At 70.6% G+C, this 17,507-nt stretch carries 17 protein-coding genes; 8 read left to right on the forward strand and 9 right to left on the reverse strand.

Features of this window, described 5'->3' with window-relative positions; translation table 11 throughout:
• Nucleotides 1–95: 95 nt before the first annotated feature.
• The 4 genes from F7R91_RS04665 to F7R91_RS04680 are packed head-to-tail and all read left to right on the forward strand — an operon-like array spanning nt 96 to nt 3,863.
• Nucleotides 96–2,441 (forward strand): sensor histidine kinase, encoded by a 2,346-nt coding sequence (locus F7R91_RS04665; protein WP_150944708.1) that lies wholly within the window; start codon nt 96–98, stop codon nt 2,439–2,441.
• A 10-nt stretch (nt 2,442–2,451) separates the two neighbouring features.
• A complete protein-coding gene (locus F7R91_RS04670) occupies nt 2,452–2,883 on the forward strand; it encodes a roadblock/LC7 domain-containing protein (RefSeq protein WP_150944710.1) in 432 nt (143 codons plus the stop codon).
• A gap of 1 nt (nt 2,884) precedes the next feature.
• Nucleotides 2,885–3,247 (forward strand): DUF742 domain-containing protein, encoded by a 363-nt coding sequence (locus F7R91_RS04675; protein ID WP_150944712.1) that lies wholly within the window; start codon nt 2,885–2,887, stop codon nt 3,245–3,247.
• Complete coding sequence (locus F7R91_RS04680) at nt 3,234–3,863, forward strand: GTP-binding protein (RefSeq protein ID WP_150944714.1); 630 nt, start codon at nt 3,234–3,236, stop codon at nt 3,861–3,863. The genes F7R91_RS04675 and F7R91_RS04680 overlap by 14 nt, the downstream gene beginning before the upstream one ends.
• 2 nt (nt 3,864–3,865) lie before the next feature.
• Here F7R91_RS04680 and F7R91_RS04685 read toward each other — a convergent pair whose 3' ends face one another.
• The 6 genes from F7R91_RS04685 to F7R91_RS43995 form a co-directional block, all read right to left on the reverse strand.
• Nucleotides 3,866–4,822, reverse strand: coding sequence for an ABC transporter substrate-binding protein (locus tag F7R91_RS04685; protein ID WP_150944716.1), 957 nt, complete (start codon nt 4,820–4,822; stop codon nt 3,866–3,868).
• Nucleotides 4,823–4,979: 157 nt separating this feature from the next.
• On the reverse strand, nt 4,980–5,648 hold the full coding sequence (locus F7R91_RS04690) for an ABC transporter permease (RefSeq protein WP_150944718.1): 669 nt from the start codon (nt 5,646–5,648) through the stop codon (nt 4,980–4,982).
• Nucleotides 5,645–6,292, reverse strand: a complete 648-nt coding sequence (locus tag F7R91_RS04695; RefSeq protein WP_150944720.1) for an ABC transporter permease — start codon at nt 6,290–6,292, stop codon at nt 5,645–5,647. The genes F7R91_RS04690 and F7R91_RS04695 overlap by 4 nt, the downstream gene beginning before the upstream one ends.
• Nucleotides 6,289–7,419 (reverse strand): ABC transporter ATP-binding protein, encoded by a 1,131-nt coding sequence (locus F7R91_RS04700; protein ID WP_191971341.1) that lies wholly within the window; start codon nt 7,417–7,419, stop codon nt 6,289–6,291. Before F7R91_RS04700 ends, F7R91_RS04695 begins: the two co-directional genes overlap by 4 nt.
• A gap of 81 nt (nt 7,420–7,500) precedes the next feature.
• Nucleotides 7,501–8,235: an FAD:protein FMN transferase gene (locus F7R91_RS04705; RefSeq protein WP_150944722.1), complete on the reverse strand. Its 735-nt coding sequence runs from the start codon at nt 8,233–8,235 to the stop codon at nt 7,501–7,503.
• A 2-nt stretch (nt 8,236–8,237) separates the two neighbouring features.
• Nucleotides 8,238–8,474: an FMN-binding protein gene (locus F7R91_RS43995; protein WP_331000531.1), complete on the reverse strand. Its 237-nt coding sequence runs from the start codon at nt 8,472–8,474 to the stop codon at nt 8,238–8,240.
• Between F7R91_RS43995 and F7R91_RS44000 the strand changes: the two genes are divergently transcribed.
• A complete protein-coding gene (locus F7R91_RS44000; RefSeq protein ID WP_331000532.1) occupies nt 8,467–8,601 on the forward strand; it encodes a hypothetical protein in 135 nt (44 codons plus the stop codon). The two genes, F7R91_RS43995 and F7R91_RS44000, sit on opposite strands and share 8 nt — an antisense overlap.
• 69 nt (nt 8,602–8,670) lie before the next feature.
• On the opposite strand, the gene F7R91_RS04715 is transcribed toward F7R91_RS44000, so the two are convergent.
• Nucleotides 8,671–10,008, reverse strand: a complete 1,338-nt coding sequence (locus F7R91_RS04715) for a ferredoxin reductase family protein (RefSeq protein ID WP_150944726.1) — start codon at nt 10,006–10,008, stop codon at nt 8,671–8,673.
• 150 nt (nt 10,009–10,158) lie between these two features.
• Between F7R91_RS04715 and F7R91_RS04720 the strand changes: the two genes are divergently transcribed.
• Together F7R91_RS04720 and F7R91_RS04725 are read left to right on the forward strand one after the other, a co-directional pair.
• Nucleotides 10,159–10,875, forward strand: a complete 717-nt coding sequence (locus F7R91_RS04720) for a response regulator transcription factor (RefSeq protein WP_225320521.1) — start codon at nt 10,159–10,161, stop codon at nt 10,873–10,875.
• The gene (locus tag F7R91_RS04725) at nt 10,872–12,347 is read left to right on the forward strand and encodes a sensor histidine kinase (RefSeq protein WP_150944730.1); all 1,476 of its coding nucleotides are present in this window, start codon (nt 10,872–10,874) and stop codon (nt 12,345–12,347) included. Before F7R91_RS04720 ends, F7R91_RS04725 begins: the two co-directional genes overlap by 4 nt.
• 8 nt (nt 12,348–12,355) lie before the next feature.
• Here the strand turns inward: F7R91_RS04725 and F7R91_RS04730 are convergent, their stop codons facing one another.
• Nucleotides 12,356–15,967, reverse strand: coding sequence for a tetratricopeptide repeat protein (locus F7R91_RS04730; protein WP_150944732.1), 3,612 nt, complete (start codon nt 15,965–15,967; stop codon nt 12,356–12,358).
• Between the two features lie 146 nt (nt 15,968–16,113).
• Between F7R91_RS04730 and F7R91_RS04735 the strand changes: the two genes are divergently transcribed.
• Nucleotides 16,114–16,497 carry a hypothetical protein gene (locus tag F7R91_RS04735; protein WP_150944734.1) on the forward strand — a complete coding sequence of 128 codons (384 nt, stop codon included), beginning with the start codon at nt 16,114–16,116 and terminating at the stop codon, nt 16,495–16,497.
• Between the two features lie 3 nt (nt 16,498–16,500).
• Here F7R91_RS04735 and F7R91_RS04740 read toward each other — a convergent pair whose 3' ends face one another.
• Nucleotides 16,501–17,451, reverse strand: a complete 951-nt coding sequence (locus F7R91_RS04740) for a GNAT family N-acetyltransferase (protein ID WP_150944736.1) — start codon at nt 17,449–17,451, stop codon at nt 16,501–16,503.
• Nucleotides 17,452–17,507: the final 56 nt, after the last annotated feature.

The raw sequence follows: 17,507 nt of genomic DNA on the forward strand, positions 1-17,507 counted from the left end.
CGCGGTCACCCACCGCACCCGTCCTCCCGCCCCCCTCCGCCCGCTTCCCCCGCCCATGACCGCTCCCCGCTTCCGCTCCCCGTACTAGGACGACGATGTCTGAACGGACAGGCGCCCGGCGCCGTCTCGGCTCCATACGTCTCTCCCTGATCCTCCTGGCGCTGGTCCCCGGCGTCACCCTCGCCGCCATGTGGGGTGTCACCACGACGCAGATGTTCGCGGAGGGACTGCGGCTGCGTAACCAGACGGAGCTGAGCAGGTCGACCGGGGCCATGGGCACCGACGCGACGCTGGCGCTCCAGCGCGAGCGCAGTCTGTCGGCCGCCTGGCTGGCCTCGCCGCACGGTTCCCGGGCCGCGCTGGACGCGCAGCGCAAGCGGACGGACGCGGCGGTGGCGAAGCTGGCCGGCCGGTCCGGAGCGCTTGAGGAGGCCCCCGCCCGCGTCGCGGACCGGCTGTACTCGGTCATCGCGTCGGTGAGCAGCCTGGAGTACTACCGCGGCCAGGTGGACGATCCCACCGACATCACCGCCCAGCAGGCGCTGGACCAGTACACCTCGATCATCGACGACCAGGTGCACGCCTTCCAGGAGCTCTCCCAGGTCGACGACGGGGACCTCACCTCGCAGGCCGGCCCGCTGGTCGCGCTGGAGCACGCGGCGGAGCTGGTCTCCCAGGAGGACGCGCAGCTGACGCTGGCCTGGCCGTCGGGCCGGATCGACGACAAGGCCTGGGCACAGGTCGTGGAGCTGGTCAACAGCCGCCGCTGGCTCGTCCAGGACCAGATCCTCCCGCAGCTGCGCGGCAGCGCGAAGACGCAGACCGAGCGCATCCTGCAGAGCCGCGAATGGCAGACGATCATGGACATCGAGGACCGGGTGCTCGCGGCCCGCCCGGCCGGCCGTGACGGCAGGATCGCGCTGCCTGCCTCGGAGAGGGAGTGGCGGGCCGCGCTGGAGAAGGTCGCCGACCAGTACACGGCCCTGATCCAGGCCCAGACGGAGCAACTGCTCACCCGGAGCGCCGACAAGGCGGACAGCCTGCTGGTCACGGCCGGCTCGCTCAGCGCGGGCGGACTGGCCGCCCTGCTGCTCTGCGTGGGCATGTCCTGGCGGATCACCCGCTCCCTGTCCAGGCGGCTGCGGGGCCTGCGGATGGCCACCCTGCGCCTCGCCCAGGAGCGGCTGCCCGACGTGGTCGCCCGGCTGGACCGGGGGGAGAAGGTCGACATCGACCTGGCGGCGCCCCCGCTGGACTACGGGCGCGACGAACTCGGCCAGGTGGCCGAGGCGTTCAACACGGCGCAGCGCACGGCGGTGCACACCGCGGTCGAACTCGCCGACACCCGGCGCGGCTTCCAGAAGGTGATCCTGGGGATCGCCCGGCAGAGCCAGAACCTGGTCAACCTCCAGCTCAGCAGGCTCGACGCGCTGGAACGCGAGCACCAGGACCCGGACGTCCTGGAGGGCCTGTACGAACTGGACTCCACCGCCAGCCAGTTGCGCCGCTACGAGGAGAACCTGGTCATCATCAGCGGCGAGCAGCCCCGGCGCAGCTGGACCGAGCCGGTCGCGCTGATCGACATCCTGCGCAGCGCCGTGGGCGAGGTCGCCGAGTACCAGCGGGTGGAGGTGCACACCGACGAGGACCTGTGTCTGGCCCCGCCGGTGGTGGCGGACGTGATCCATCTGCTGGCCGAACTCATCGACAACGCCACCGCCTACTCCCCCGCGCCCAGCCCCGTCGGGGTACGGGCCGCGCTGGTCGCCAAGGGGCTGGCCGTCGAGGTCGAGGACCGCGGCCTCGGCATGTCCGAGGACGACTACGCCTCGCTCAACGCCCAGCTGGCCGAGGAGCCGAAGTTCGACGTGGTGGCGCTGGCCGACGATCTGCGCCTCGGCATGTTCGTGATCGCCCGGCTCGCCACCCGGCACGGCATCGCCGTGACGCTGCGCCCCTCGCCGTACGGCGGAACCACCGCGATCGTGCTGCTTCCGCACGACATCGTGGTGCGCGAGGCCCCCGAACCGGCCGCCCCGGAGGACTCCGCCTCCGAGCCCGCACGCGAGGGCGGGCCCCTCGCCCCGGTCCGTACCTCCGCCGCCGCCCCTGCCCTTGCCCCTGCCCCGGTGCCCGTCGCGGGGCTGGACGGCCTCGTTCCGCTCCCCCGCCGGGTCCCGCAGACCAGTCTGGCCGTCGAGTTGCGTGCGGAGTCCGCGCCGTCCTCCTCGGCCGAGGAGGACGGCGCGGCGGACGACTTCACGGCGGAACGTGCCGCGTCCTCGCTCGCCGGGTTCCAGCGCGGCACACAGCGGGCGCGTGACGAGGACGCGCCGACGCAGTACGACCAGGAGGAGGCCACCACACCGGAGGACCACCGCGCGGAGGTCCCCGCCGCAGACACAGCAGTTCCCTCGACCCCACCCGCCGACCGCTCATGAAGGACACGCCATGACACGCCCCGCACCGGCCACCCATTCCCAGCTCGACCAACTGCTCACCGGACTCGTCGACCGGGTCGCGGACGTGAGCCACGCCGTCGTGCTCTCCGAGGACGGACTGGTCGTCAGCAAGTCCACGGGGTTCCTGCGCGACGACGCCGAACGGCTGGCGGCCACCGCGTCCGGCCTGATGAGCCTCAGCAAGGGCGTGAGCATGGACTTCCGCGGCGGTCCGGTGCGCCAGGCGCTCATCGAGATGGCCAACAGCTATCTGATCCTCACCTCGGCCGGATCCGGCGCCCATTTCGTGGTGCTCACCGGGCCGGGCGCGGACGTCGGCGTGGTGGCGTACCAGATGAACATGCTCGTGAAGAAGATCGGCGAGCACCTCAGCGCCGCACCACGGGCCGGCATCGGTCCCGTGGCCGGCTCCGGCGTGTGAGGTGGACCAAGGCGACTCGGCGGGCCGTCTCGTACGACCGTTCACCCTGACCGGCGGCCGGACCCGGCCCAGCCGCGCCGACTTCACCCTCATCACGACGGTCACCACGGTGGATCCGCCGCCCGAGCGGGCCGCCCGGCCGCAGCCCGAGCAGGTACGGATTCTGCGGCAGTGCGCCCGGCCGGTCGCCGTGGCGGAGCTCGCCGCCCATCTCGACCTGCCGGTGAGCGTGGTTGTGATCATGCTCTGCGATCTGCTGGAGGCGGGCCGGATCATCGTCCACCCGCCGCATCCCGTGCGCCGTGACCCCTGCCTGGACCTGGACCTGCTGCAGAAAGTGAGGGACGGCCTTGGCCGGCTCTGATCCCGCCGCCGACGCGGTCACGGCTCCCGACACGGTCAAGATCCTGATCGCCGGGGGCTTCGGTGTCGGCAAGACCACCATGGTCGGGTCGGTCAGCGAGATCGTTCCGCTGCGCACCGAGGAGCCCCTCACCATCGCCGGGGTGGGCGTCGACGACCTCGACGGCGTGGAGGGGAAACGGGCGACCACCGTGGCCCTGGACTTCGGGCGGATCACCATCGGCCGGGACCTCGTGCTGTATCTGTTCGGCACGCCCGGGCAGCAGCGGTTCTGGTTCATGTGGAACGACCTGGCCATCGGCGCCCTGGGAGCCGTGGTCCTGGTCGATGTCCGGCGGCCGCAGAGCAGCTTCGCCGCCGTCGACTTCTTCGAGCGCCGGGGCATCCCGTTCGTCGTCGCGGTGAACGGCTTCTTCGGACGGCACCCCTATCCGCCGGAGGAGATCCGGGACGCCCTGGCACTGCCGCGGGATGTGCAGGTGCTGCTGTGCGACGCGCGGGAGCGAGAGTCGTGCCGGGACGTACTGATCGCCCTGGTCGACCAGTTGATCGCGCGGGTGCACCCCCTGTTGGGTGCACCCGCGCAAGGTCGTCCGGGGTCGTGCGGTGGTGCGTGACCTCAGTCCAGACCGGCCGACTTCAGCCAGGCCTTGGCGACGTCCAGCGGGTCCTTCTTCTCCAGCTGGACCTGGGAGTCCATGTCCAGCAGCGTCTTCGTGTCCAGCTTGGCCGACACCGCGTTGAGCGCGGCGACGCCCTCCTCGGAGAGGCCGCTCTTGTGGACCAGCGGGGTCACGTTCGCGAAGCCGAAGAGGTTCTTCGGGTCCTGCAGGACGACGAACTTCTCCTTGGTGATGGTCGGGTCGGTGGTGAAGATGTCCGCGGCCTGCACGGTGTTCTTCGTCAGCGCCGCCTGGGTGAGCGGACCGCCCGCGTCCAGCGCCTTGAAGGACTTGAACTTCAGGCCGTACGCGGACTCCAGGCCCTTCAGCCCCTGCTGCCGGGTCTGGAACTCGGGCGAGCCGCCGATGACCAGGTCCGGGGCGATGTCCTTGAGATCCTCCAGGGTGGACTCGCCCGTGAGGCGGTACTTCTTCGCCGTCTCGGCGTTGAGGCTGACGGAGTCCTTGTCCTCGGCGGGCGCCGAGTCCAGCAGCGTCAGCTTCGAGTCCAGCTTGGTCTTCACGGCGGCGTTCACGGCCTCGGCCGACTCCTGCGGGGCCTTGGAGTCCAGGTACGCGAGCAGCGAGCCGTTGTACTCGGGCAGAACCGTGACCGAGCCGTTCTTCAGCAGGCCGTAAGTGGTCTCGCGGCTGCCGATGTTGAGCTTGTAGCTGACCTTGATGCCCTTGGCTTTCAGGGCCTCGCCGTAGATGTCGGCGATCAGGATGCTCTCGGCGAAGTTGTTGGAGCCGACGACGACGGTGCCGCCGTCCGGCTTCTTCTCGGAGAGCGGGTCGGTGGTGTCGTCGGAGGAGGAACATCCCGCCAGCAGGGCCGCGGCAGCGGCGAGCGCGACGCCGGCCACGCCGGGACGATTCCTGAGGGACCTGCTGTGCGAAGCAGTAGAAGTCACGATTCCCGTTCCGGATCTCGGGGGTGCTCGGATGTTCTCTTGGCTGTTCTCTTGACCTGGAACTGATCCAATCCAGCGGGTTCTTGTTCAGTCAAGAGCAGCCTGATTACCAATTGGCTTCAGAAGGTGGCTGATTGTGCTGGTGCCCCGGCAGGCACTAGTTGCTTCTGCGCACCCCGGGCGACACCGCGAGCCGCCCGACGGCCCAGAACAGGCCGAGGGTGGCCAGAGCCAGCACGGCGACCAGGGTGGCGCCGCCGACGACCTTCTCGTAGTCGCGCTGGTAGAGACCGTCGACGATGTAGCGGCCGAGACCGCCGAGGCTGACGTACGCGGCGATCGTGGCCGTCGAGACGATCTGGATGGCGGCGGAGCGCAGACCGCTGAGGATCAGCGGGAGCGCGACCGGCAGTTCGACCTGGAGCAGGATGCGGGACTCGTGCATCCCCATGCCGCGAGCGGCGTCCACCGGGGACGGGTCGACCGAGCGCACCGCCTCGTAGGTGGTCACCAGGATCGGCGGGACGGCGAGGACGACCAGCGGGATCATCACCGGCAGCAGGCCGAGGCCGAGCACGACGAACATCAGCACCAGCAGACCGAAGCTCGGCAGGGCCCGGGCGGCGGTGGCGATCAGGGAGAGGGCGTTGCCGCCGCGTCCCGTGTGTCCGGTCAACAGGCCCACGGGAAGGCCGATTCCGGCGGCGATGCCGAGTGCCACGAGGGAGTACAGGATGTGCTCCCACAGACGCGTGGGGATGCCGTCGTACCCCTTCCAGTGGGCGCTGTCGCTGAAGAAGGCGTTGATGAAGTTCAGTACGTTCACTTGGCCGTGTCCTCCATCCAGGGCGTCAGCAGGTGACGGAGGCCCACCAGCAGGGCGTCGATGACGATCGCCAGGACGGCGGTGGTCACCACGGAGTTAACGGCCAGTTCGGGCCGGTGGTAGAACATCGAGTCGGCGAGCAGGTTGCCGAGGGCTCCCTGGTTGCCGATCAGGGTGCCGACACTGACGAGGCTGATGCTCGACACGACCGCGACGCGCAGCCCCGCGATGATCGCGGGTACCGCGATCGGCAACTGCACCTGGACGTAACGCCTTAGGGGCCCGAAGCCCATCGCGGTGGCGGCGGCGAGGGTCTCCTGCGGCACCGACCGCACTCCGTCGACGATCGCCGGGACCAGGATCACCAGACTGTAGACGGCCAGCGGGATCATCACCGTGAGCTCGGTCTGGCCCGTGTAGTCGATGAGCACGACGAAGAAGGCCAGCGACGGGATGGCGTACAGCACGGTCGTCACCCACAGCACGGGCGGGTACAGCCAGCGGAAGCGCACGCACAGCTGCGCGATCGGCAGCGCAAGCACCAGCCCGGCGAGGACCGGCAGCAGTGCCTCGCGCAGATGCAGACCGATCAGCCCGAGCCAGCTGTGCTGAAGGTCGCTGGGGATGTCGAAGAAGCCGCTCATCGCAGGGCCTTCGCCTCGCTCGTGCTCTCCTTGTGCGCTCCTCGGATCGCCTCGGCGATGGTCTGCTGGGACACGACTCCGGCGACCCGGCCGTCCGCGTCGACCGCGACGGCCCAGCCGGTGGGCGAGAGGACGGCGCAGTCGAGAGCGGCCCGCAACGAGTCCGTACCGGCGACGAACGGCCGCCCGTACGACAGGAGTTGCGCGGGGTCGATCTCCCCGGCGGTCAGGTTCCGCGGCTCGCTCCAGCCGAGTGGCTTGCCGTCCGGACTCGTTACGAGGAGGTAGGGGGCGTCCGGCGTGTCGCGGGCGGCGATCTGCTCGGCGGTGGAGTCGGTCGCGACAACCGGCGCGGTCACCAACTCCAGTCCCGCGGAGGGGAAGAAGGACAGCCTCCGGATGCCGCGGTCCGCGCCGAGAAAGTCCTCGACGAACTCGTCCGCGGGCTCGGACAGCAGCTCGGCGGGCGGCGCGAACTGGGCGAGCCGGCCGCCGGTGCGCATCACGGCGACCATCGTGCCGAGCTTCACGGCCTCGTCGATGTCATGGGTGACGAAGACGATCGTCTTTCCCAACTCCTCCTGGATACGCAGGAGTTCATCCTGAAGTCCCTTGCGCACCACGGGGTCGACGGCCGAGAACGGCTCGTCCATGAGCAGCACCGGGGGGTCCGCGGCGAGGGCGCGGGCCACGCCGACGCGCTGCTGCTGGCCGCCGGACAGCTGGTAGGGGTACCGCTTGGCGAGCGAGGCGTCGAGCCCGACCCGGCCCATCAGCTCACGGGCGCGCTCGCGGGCCTTCTCCTTGCCCCAGCCGAGCAGGCGGGGCACGGTGGCGATGTTGTCGATGATCGTGCGGTGCTGGAAGAGACCGGCGTTCTGGATGACGTAACCCATGGACCGGCGCAGCGTGTTGACCGGCTGCCGCATGATGTCCCGGCCGTCGAGGAGGATCGTTCCTTCGCTCGGTTCGACCATGCGGTTGATCATGCGCAGCGTCGTGGTCTTGCCGCAGCCCGACGGTCCCACCAGGACGGTGATCGAACGGTCCGGTATGTCCAGGGACAGACGGTCGACCGCCACCGTGCCGTCCGGATACCGCTTGGTGACTGAATCTATCCGTATCAAAACGCCGCATACCCTTCGGGTCTGGCAGAAGTCGCCGCTTGAGACCACGGTTTCGCCCGGGCGGCCCGTCGGGTGATGAGTCTAGACCTCTTGATGCGCGGCAACGGGGAACCCGGGCGTGCGCAGCACCCGTCGTCCGGCGTCCACCGCGAAGACCTCGCACCCCTCCAGTCCGGCGGCCCAGTCGACGCCCTCCCCGCCCATCGCGAACGCGGCCGTGGCGACCGAGTCCGCCTCGGTCAGGGAAGCCGCCGTGACGGTGAGGCTGAGAAGTCCGGTCGCGGGGCGGCCCGTACGGCCGTCGATGATGTGGTCGCCCCGCTCGTAGCACGCGGAGGTCGCCACGGCCCCGTCGGTGACGTCGAGGACGGCGCACAGGTGGTCGGCGATCTCGGGGTGCCGTACGCCGACCCGCCAGGGCCCGCCGACGGCGACCACGTCACCGCCGGCGTTGAGACAGAAGCGCCGCGCCCCGGCGTCCGCCAGCAGCTCCGCCGCCCGCTGCACCGCCCAGCCCTTGACCACCGCGCAGGGGTCGAGGCCGCGGCCGGGCAGCCGTACGTCGAAGGCGCCGCCGGTGGCGGTCCGGTAGTGCTCGCAGATGCCGAGGATCTCGACCAGATCGGCGCTGAGGTCGCCGGCCTTCAGCTCGCCCCTGCCGTACCGGGACACCTCGCTGCCGTCCTTGAACGGGCTGAACCGCTCGTCGGCTTCACGCAGCCGGGCGAACACCGCGTCCGCGGCCGCGCCGAAATCGCCCTCGTCGTCGATACGGAGCGACACCGGGAACCCCATGACGTGTTCGACGCGGCGCACGGTCAGGCGCCCTTCGCGTCGATGGCGGCCTGCAGCGACTCCCGGTAGGCGTCGCTCGTGAGCGTGGCGCCCGACACCGTGTCGACGTCCGCGCTCTGCGCCTCCAGCGTCGCCGCGATCAACTTCGGCACTGCCGCCGTCGTCTGCGGATGATTCGGCTGCTGAAGCAGCTTGACGGCGGTGATCTTCCCACCCTCGAAAGACACCTGCACCCGCACGGCGCCCTTCTCCGTGTTCACCGTCGAACCGTCGACCACGTCGGACGAAGAGGATGAAGAGGACGAGGAAGACGAGGAGGAGGACGCGGAAGGTGTCGAGGCGGGTGCGGCGGCCTCGGTGGTCGTCGTGCCGTCCGACGGCGCATAACGCCACACGGGGACCAGGCCCGCAACGGTCAGGACCAGAACAGGAATTGCTCGCTTCACGATGTCCCTCTCATCCCGCCAGGCTGAAGCGCTCGTGATGGATCTGCTGTGTGGGCACGCCCAGTTCGCGCAGGGTGCGCAGCACGGCACCGGTCATGCCGGGCGGTCCGCACAGGAAGACGTCCCGGTCGGCGACGTCCGGCACGAGCCGTGCGAGCTCGCCCGGCGCCAGCTTGTCGGGGGCGGCCCGTCCGGTGATCAGATGGAGTTCGGCGCCCTTGGCGTGGGCGAGTTCCCGCAGTTCGTCGTAGAGAACGGCGTCGCCGTCGGTGGCCACCCGGTAGATGAGGACCACATGGCCGTGCAGTTCCTCCAGCAGCGCCCGCATGGGGGTGATGCCCACGCCGCCCGCGATGAGCAGGGTCTCGGGCCGGGTGCGGTGCATCGTGGTGAAGGCGCCGTAGGGCCCCTCGGCGAACACCCGCGTGCCCACCTTCACATGCCGCAGGGCTGCGGTGCCGTCGCCGACGGTCTTGGCGGTGAGCCGGAGGGTGCGGCCGTCGGGTGCGGCCGACAGCGAGTACGGATTGGCCTGCCACCAGCGGTCCCGGGTCAGGAACCGCCACAGGAAGAACTGGCCGGCGCGTGCGGGCATCCGGTCCAGGTCGCGGCCGGTCATGTAGATCGAGACGACGCTGTCGGACTCGGGGACGACGGCCGTGACCCGCAGCTGGTGGCGCCAGTTCCGCCACAGCGGGAGCAGCAGCCGGCCCACCGCCACCGAGCCGAGGGCGAAAGCCCACACCGCGTACCAGTACGCCGTGGCAGCAGGGGACGAGGTGAAGGTCGTACCGGCGGCGACCTGGTGGCTGAAGGCGAGCACCACCGCGAGGTAGGTGTACAGGTGGATGAAGTGCCAGGTCTCGTACGCGAGGCGGCGCCGGGCGAAGCGGGCGGAGACGGCGCCCACGACGAGGACGATCGCCAGCGCGACGACGGCACGGAGCACGCCCTCGACGGTCTCGGCGAGGTCGATCAGCTGGTTCACCGGGTCCAGGGAGGAGGACTCGGCGTAGCCGAAGGTGATGAAGACGGCGTGCGCGAGCAGGGTCCACAGGATGCCGAAGCCCGTCCAGCGGTGCCAGAGGGTCAGCCGGTCCATGCCGATGCGGCGGTCGAGCCAGGGCAGCCGGGCCACCAGCAGCAGCTGGAAGGCCATCAGCAGGGCGCCGTAGAGGCCGGCCAGGCGGCCCAGCACTACGAGGGTGTTCGAGGCGAAACCCGCCTGGGTGAAGAAGAAGGTCACCACGGCCGCGTTCGCGGCCAGCACGGCGTACAGCCCCGTGCGGGCCACCACCCTGGGCCGTATCGCCGTGGGGGGAACGGGGGGCGATTGGACGGTCGTCACGGGCGACAGCTCCTTGATCGGGTCCGGGGTTACGAGCTTGGCGGGCCGGAGCTGTCGTTCTACTGTCGTTTGACTTTCAAGTGGTTATCGAAGTGGTCGTGGACGCCGGCCGGGTCTGGCACCAGGAGTTCCGTGAAGGAGGATGAGCGGGTGGAGAAAGTACGCCTTCTCGTCGTGGACGACGATCCGCCCATCGCCGACCTCGTGGCGACGGTCGCCCGCTACGAGGGCTGGGAGGCGGCCACCGCCAACTCCGGTGAGGAGGCGCTGAGGGTGGCCGCCGACTTCCGTCCGGACATCGTGGTGCTCGACCTGATGCTGCCCGACGTCGACGGCTTCGGCGTCCTCGACCGGCTGCGCGCCTTGGGGACGATGGTGCCGGTGGTGTTCCTCACGGCGCGCGACGCCGTCGCCGACCGGGTGGCGGGGCTGACCCGCGGCGGGGACGACTATCTGGTCAAGCCGTTCGCGGTGGAGGAGCTGATGGCCCGGCTGCGGACCGTGCTGCGGCGCAGCGCCGGGCCCGGCTTCGAGCGGTCCGTGCTGCGGATCGGGGACCTCACCATGGACGAGGACACCCGCGAAGTGCGCCGCGGCGAGCGGCTGCTCACCCTCACCCCGACCGAGTACGAGGTGCTGCGCTATCTGATGCGCAAGTCGCCGACCGTACTGACCAAGGCACAGATCCTCGACCATGTCTGGGAGTACGGCTTCGGCGGCCGCTCGAACGTCGTCGAGCTGGTCGTCAGCCGGCTGCGCCGCAAGCTGGACGAACCTGGCGAGCGCGGAGCAAGCGGGGAGAACGGGACGCCTGTGATCCACACGGTCCGCGGCTTCGGATACGTGGTCCGGCAGGCGGCCGAGTGATCGGGCGGATACGGCGGGCCTACCGCGGGATGCGCCTGGGCACCCGGCTGGCGCTGGGGCTCGGGGCACTGGCCCTGACGGTGTTCGCCGTGGTCGGCACCGCCCAGACGACCTACATGCGCACCTGGCTGTCGGCCCAGCTCGACGCCCAACTCGGGCTCGCGCAGGTCGCCCAGTCCAAGAGCATCGCGCAGCAAGGCACCCTCACGGGCAACAAGTACTACCGCTGGTACTACGCCGTGTACGACGTCTCGGACGGCACCCCCGTGCTCCGCAGACCCGAGGAAACCACCGACCTGCCCAGGGACATCGCCGACCTCACCGCCGTGGCCCGGGCGCAGATCTCCGCGGGCACCGAGGTGCTGCGCACCGAGAACCTCGCCGGCGAGGGCGAGTACCGGCTGCGCGGCTGCGAGGTCGAGCCCGGAGTGGTCCTGGTCAGCGGCGCGCCCATGGACGACATCGAGGACACCGTGGGCCAGCTGATCGCCATCCAGGTGGTCGCGTTCGGGCTCGCGCTGCTGGCGCTGGTGGTGTTCGGCCGCAGAATGCTGCGGCGCGGCCTCGAGCCGCTGAGCGACATGGCGCACACCGCCCACGGCATCACCTCCCACGATCTGACCGAGTCAGCGGCGAGGCTCCCGTTGCGCGCCGACGGCCGCGACGGCGGCCCCGAGGTCGAGGAACTGCGCACCGCGTTCAACACCATGCTGGAGCACATCGACCGCTCGCTCGCGGTGCGTGCGGAGGCCGAGCAGCGGCTGCGCCGCTTCGTCGCGGACGCCTCGCACGAGCTGCGGACACCGCTGATGTCCGTACGGGGCTATGCGGACCTCTTCCAGTACGCGGCCGCCAACACGCCCGAGGAACGGGACAAGCACCTCGCCCGGCTGCGCGCCGAGGCCGCGCGGATGGGCTTCCTGCTGGACGACCTGCTGCTGCTCGCCCGCCTCGACGCCGACGAGGTGGAGGCCCCGCTGCGCCGGCAGGAGACGGACCTGGCGGACCTGGTCGAGCAGGCGGCCGACGCGTTCCGCGCGAGCCGCCCGGAGCATCCGCTGACGGTGGCGCCCGGCCCGCGCGCGCTGAGGCTCCGGCTGGACCCGCAGCGCATACGACAGGTCCTGGACAACCTGCTCACCAACGCGGCCGTGCACACCCCGCCCGGCACGGAGGTCTCCGTGTCCGTCTCCGTCCCCGTCTCCGGCGGCAGGGCCCTGGTGCGGATCACCGACGCGGGCCCCGGCATCCCGGCCGCCGACCGCGAGCGCATCTTCGACCGCTTCTACCGCGTCGACAAGGCCCGCAGCCGCGACCGCGGCGGCAGCGGCCTCGGCCTCGCGGTCGCCATGTCACTGGTCCGCGCGCACGGCGGCACGATCGATCTGACCAGCGAACCGGGCAGGACGACGTTCACGATCGCGCTCCCGCTCGGCGGGGCCGGTGTCCTGACCCGGGCTCAGAGGATGTGACACAGGCTCTAGAGCTCACGCAGCGACCGGCGGCACAGTCGCGCCGAGTCGTGCTGCTGCACCGCCTCGTAGAGCTCGGCGGCACGCGTCAGGTGCCGGTGGGCCGCACTCGTGTCACGGTGCTCGATGGCGATGTGCGCCAGGCAGTGGAGGCTGTCGGCCTCGCCCCGACGGTCACCCATGTCACGGTACGCGGTCAGGGCCCGGGTGACGTACCGCTCGGCCAAGGGCAGGTCACCACGGCGGAGGGCGACCTCGGCCAGCATGCGCCGGCTGCCGGCCTCGCCATGGCGGTCGGCGAGTTCTCCGAACAGGGCGAGGGCCTCGGTCAAAGAACGCTGAGCGTATTCGAGGTCACGGCGGCTCAGAGCGACGATGCCCAGACGGTACAACCCCTCAGCGATTCCGTTGCTTTCACCGTTGTCGCGTGACAGGGCAAGGCCCTGCGTCAGGTGCCGCCGGGCCTCTTCCAGACGACCGATCCTGGTGGCGATGATGCCGAGCCGATACAGCACATGCGTTTCCCGGTGACGGTCCCCGGCGGCGCGGGCCATCTTGAGGGCATCGATGAGGTGCCGACGCGCCTGTTCGGGGCCGTCGCGGTCGTACGCGACCCGGGAGAGGTCCTGCAGGGCGTGAGCCTCTTCGTCCTCGCTGGCCGTGGAACGGTACAGATGGAAGGCCTCCAGGGCGTATCGGTGGGCGTCGTCGATGTCCCCGCGCGCGTAGGCAGACTCGCCGAGGTCGTGCAGGGATTCGGCCATTCCGCTCCGGTCCCCGAGGGAACGGGAGAGGCCAAGACCCTGGAGAGCGAAATCGTCGGATCGCGCCAGGTTGCCGCGGATACGCTGATGGACGCCGTTGCCCCGGAGAGCCGAGGCTTCTCCGTGCCGGTCGGCGGTGGTCCGGAAGAGATCGAGAGCGTCCGCATAGTACTGCTCCGCCTGCTCGACCTCTCCGATACGGCTCAGGTTGGCGCCGAGACGCTGCATGATCGGCGCTTCCCGGGACCGGTACCCAGTAGCACGGGACAGGGCCAGGGCTTCAGTGGCGTGCGCAAGGGCCTCGTTGAAGTCGCCCCGCCTGCGCGCGGACTTCTCCAGCGCGAGCAGGGCGCCGACCTGACCCGTCCGGTCGCCGCTGAGGCGATGGAGTCTCAGTGCTTCAGCGGCGTCCTGCTCGTACAGCACGACCGCCAGGACATGATCGTCCTGGAGTTGCAGGGCGAGGGCGTGGGCTTCTCCCCGCAGGTCTTTGGCCAGAGCGCGCCGGCGCAGTGCCTCGACCCTCTGGGTGACACTCGTACTGCTCGTCACCACGACGACACTCCTGCTGCCGTCCACACCGACGCCAGGGGCCGGGGACACGGAGGCAGGCCGGTCGACGAGCTTGTCCGGGGACGTCCACACCGCGTGTCGTTCCGCGAGATCCGCCTGGGTGAGAAGCAACTGGATCATGCACCGTGGATCGGAGCACGCCCGGGCGGCGGTCAGCCCCTCCTCCACCAGCCGGTCGGCGCGGGGGACGTTCCAGGAATGAAGGGCGATCCTGGCAGCGATGTCGTTGGCCAGTGCGGTGTGATGCGGATCGCCGGTGGCCTGCTCCAGGGCGCGGGCGGCGTACTCCTGAGCCTGATCCCCCTCGGCACGCCGGAAGGCGCAGACGGCGCTCTCCACAAGTATGTGGGCGCGGCGCTCCCGGTCGGCCAAGTGGTCGGCCAGGGCGATCGGAGGCAGGACGCCCGAGGGGGTGACCACCTCGGGAGCGGCACTGGTCGGTGTGCCGACGGACGCGTGGTCGACTGCCTGGAGAGCCCGTTCCAGCAGGTCTTGAGCCCGCGCGAGGTCGCCGGTGTGCAGTACCGCTCCGGCCAGGGCACAGCGCAGTTCCGCTTCGGTGTCCGCTTCGGGGTGGTGTGTGAGCGCGGAAGTCCAGTGTGCCGCGGCCTCGGCGAACCGCCGGCGACGCCAGGCGGACTGACCGGCCAGACGGGCCGCCGTACAGGCCCTCTCGCTTCGTTGCGGCTGTGCCTTCTCGAAGAGGGCGAGCGCCTGCTCGGCGTGGTGCTGGGCCACCGTGTCGTCGTCGCGGAGATGGGCGACGTAGGCACGGGCGAAGTGCGCTTCGGCCGCCACCTGGGGGAGGGTGTGTTCGAGCCGGGGAGCGGTGAGGGCCGCGTCCGTCAGCGCCTGCGCGTGCAGTGCGTCGACGGGGTCGGCCGTCAGCGCCCGGCCGAGGTGACTCGTCCACGACGCCGCATGGGTGTCCTGCCCGAGGGCGAAGCGATGGTGGGCGGCCTGAGGTGAGAAGTCCCCGTCGACAAGGGCCTCGTAGTAGAGCGCCGCGGCCTCGTGAAGGCCCGGCAGTGTCTTCTGCGTGGGAGTGCGCCGGGTGTCGTCCTCCGTCAGGGTCTCCAGCAGCCAGGCACGGATCGTGGCGTGCATCCGCCAGACGTCGTTCGCATCGGGCAGTTGGCGCAGGCAGGACATGCCCGCGATACGGGAGAACCAGTCGTCTCCGGGGTCGGGAAGGGAGTCGGGCCCGAACGCGACGGTGAACAGGGCCTGTTCCGTGAACGTCCCGAGAACCGCTGCTGCCTGGAGCAGGCGCCGGACGCGCTCGCTGACCCGCCGCAGCACGTGCTCGCGCAACCAGGTCTGCCGTGTGGCACTGGTCAGTTCATGGGCGACCGACAGTACGTCCTCCTCCGCCGCACCGTCGTCCGCGGTACCGGCATGGCCGCCCCCCAGCGTTCGGGTGAGAACGTCGGCGATCCAGCTGATCACGGCGGGCATGCCCGCGCCGGCGCCGACGACCGGTCCGGCCAGCTGTGCGGCCCGGGTCAGGCCACGGCGGGTGAGGTAGGTGCACGTGTCGGACTCCGTCCACGGCGAGAGTTCGTGAACGACGTAGCGCCCGGCCGCGCGGCCCGAACGGCCGGCCTGGTCGACCAGGCTCCGGGTGCTGCCCGCCATCACCACCCGCAGCTCCGGCACGCGGGGTATGAGCTCTTCCAGCACGCCGAGGAACCAGCCGCCGACTCCGAAGGGCCGGCCCGACCGCGGCTGTTCGCCATGGACGTCGTCGAAGAACACCAACTGCTCGCAGGTGTCGACCAGGAGCAGCACCCGACGGCGCCTGACCGCCCGGGCCACCACCTGCAGTTCGCGAACCCACTCCGTGCGCCGCTCGCTCTGCGTCACGTGCGCACCGGAGACGGTCACGGGCGACTCCGTGATGGTGCCGCCCATACCGGCCCACTGCCACAGCTGCACGCTCCACGGACGCACCACGCCGATCGCGTCGGCCCGCTGGCGCACCCAGCGCCGTCGCCACCACGACGTCTGATCGGCCATACCGCGGGCCATCAGGCGCAGCAGGGCCAGCGCCGCCTCCTCGCCGCCTTCGTCGGGCACGACCATGCCCGGAACCAGTGCCGCGGCGTCCACCAGTACCGGCCGCCAGCGCGCGGGCGGACGGGACTGCAGCCTGTCGAGCACGGTCGACTTGCCCGTCCCGGACACACCGTGCAGCAGCAACACCCGTTCATTTCCTGGGCCGTTCAGGAGGCGGTGCACCGCCTTCAGAGCCGCCTCACGATCGGTGAACCATGCCCCCACGTCCCCCATCGAACGCCCTCCGCCGCCGTTCGCCTCGCATGATGCGGCCTCACGCCGATATCTTGACATTGTGCCAGTTCGTCCGTGTGGTGGACGTGTTTCCTTCGTACTTCACGCCCCCCCGGACCTGACGGAGGGAGCGGGGCATGCCCGCACTCGGCCCCAAGACCATCGCCGCCGGCGGCTTCGTCGTCAGCGTCGCCACCGGCTATGTCACCAACCTGCTGACCGAGCAGCGGAGTTGGGCGCTGTTCGCCTTTCTGGCCGTGTTGGTGGCGGTCGGCATCATCCTTGCGGTCCAGGGCGCGGTTGCTCCTGCGGGGCGACGTACCCGAGCCCGTATCCGGGCCGACCGCGGCGGGCGCATCGAGCGCTCCGGGGTCACGGGGCGACAGGGCGCGGTGATCCGTCAACGGGCCACCCGCCGCGGTCGCATCACCGACTCCCCCGTCAGCGTGCGCGAGGCCGACGCGGAGCAGACCGTCAAGAAGGACGGCGAGATCGTCGATTCACCCGTGGACCTGGAGTAGCTCTCAACAGGGCCTGATCAACTCCCAGGTGTCCACGGCGAAATCGAGCGTCATCCCGTGCCGCTCGTACAGGGCGAGGGCGCCGGTGCTGTTGTCGGTGTCGACGCCCAGGCCGATGCGGTCGCGGCCGGCGCGGGCGTAGTGGGCGAACGCATGGCGCAGAAGGTAGCTGCCCAGTCCGCGGCCCCGCGCCGCGCGCAGGACACCGAGGTGGCCGATCCAGGCCATGGAGGTCCGGTTGTCGTGGCTGCGCAGCACCGCGGCGTCGCCGAGGCCGTCGACGTACGCGATCCACACGAGCGACCAGTCGGCGTTCTCGCCGTCGATGTCGTGCAGCCACTGCTCGTAGGTACGCGGCTGGAAGTCGAAGTGGTCGGCGAAGGACTCCTGGAGCAGTGCGTGGGCGCGGCGGCGGTCCGGCTCGGTCAGGCAGGGGCGCAGGGTGACGTCCGGCGGCGGGGCCGGGATCCGGTCCGCCGCGGACAAGGGGCGGACCAGCACGTTGTAGCGGCGGACCGGGCTCCACCCACGTGCGCGGATGGCGTTGGGATCCGTCGTGGGGGCGGTATTGACGTGCATGTGCAGGACCGCCCGCGCCGCTCCGTTCGCGGCCGCCCGCTGGGCCGCCCGGGCCTCCATCAGGTCGAACAGGTGCCGGGCGCCCTCGGGGCGGCCGGGCAGCAGGTACTGGTCCATGTCGACGCGCTCACCGCCGGAGTCGTCCCACACCAGTCCGTATCCGATCAGCCCGTCACCCTCGAAGAGCAGCCAGGAGTCGCGCTCCAGATCCACCTCGGGATGCTTCAGGTCCGCCCGGACCTCGGACAGTTCGGTCTCGGCACGGCCGACCTCCAGCAGGTCGACCTCGTTGAGCAGCGCGCACACCGCCGTCGCGTCGTCCAACGTGGCCGGGCGCACGGTGAGCCCGGGCGGCAGGGTGCGGGGCGTCGTCATGGGGCCACTGTCCGGTGCGGCGGGCGCGGGCCGCAACGGACTTTCCGACCACGGCC

The sequence above is a fragment of the Streptomyces luteolifulvus genome, from assembly GCF_008806595.1.
GTDB classification, from domain to species: Bacteria; Actinomycetota; Actinomycetes; order Streptomycetales; family Streptomycetaceae; genus Streptomyces; species Streptomyces luteolifulvus.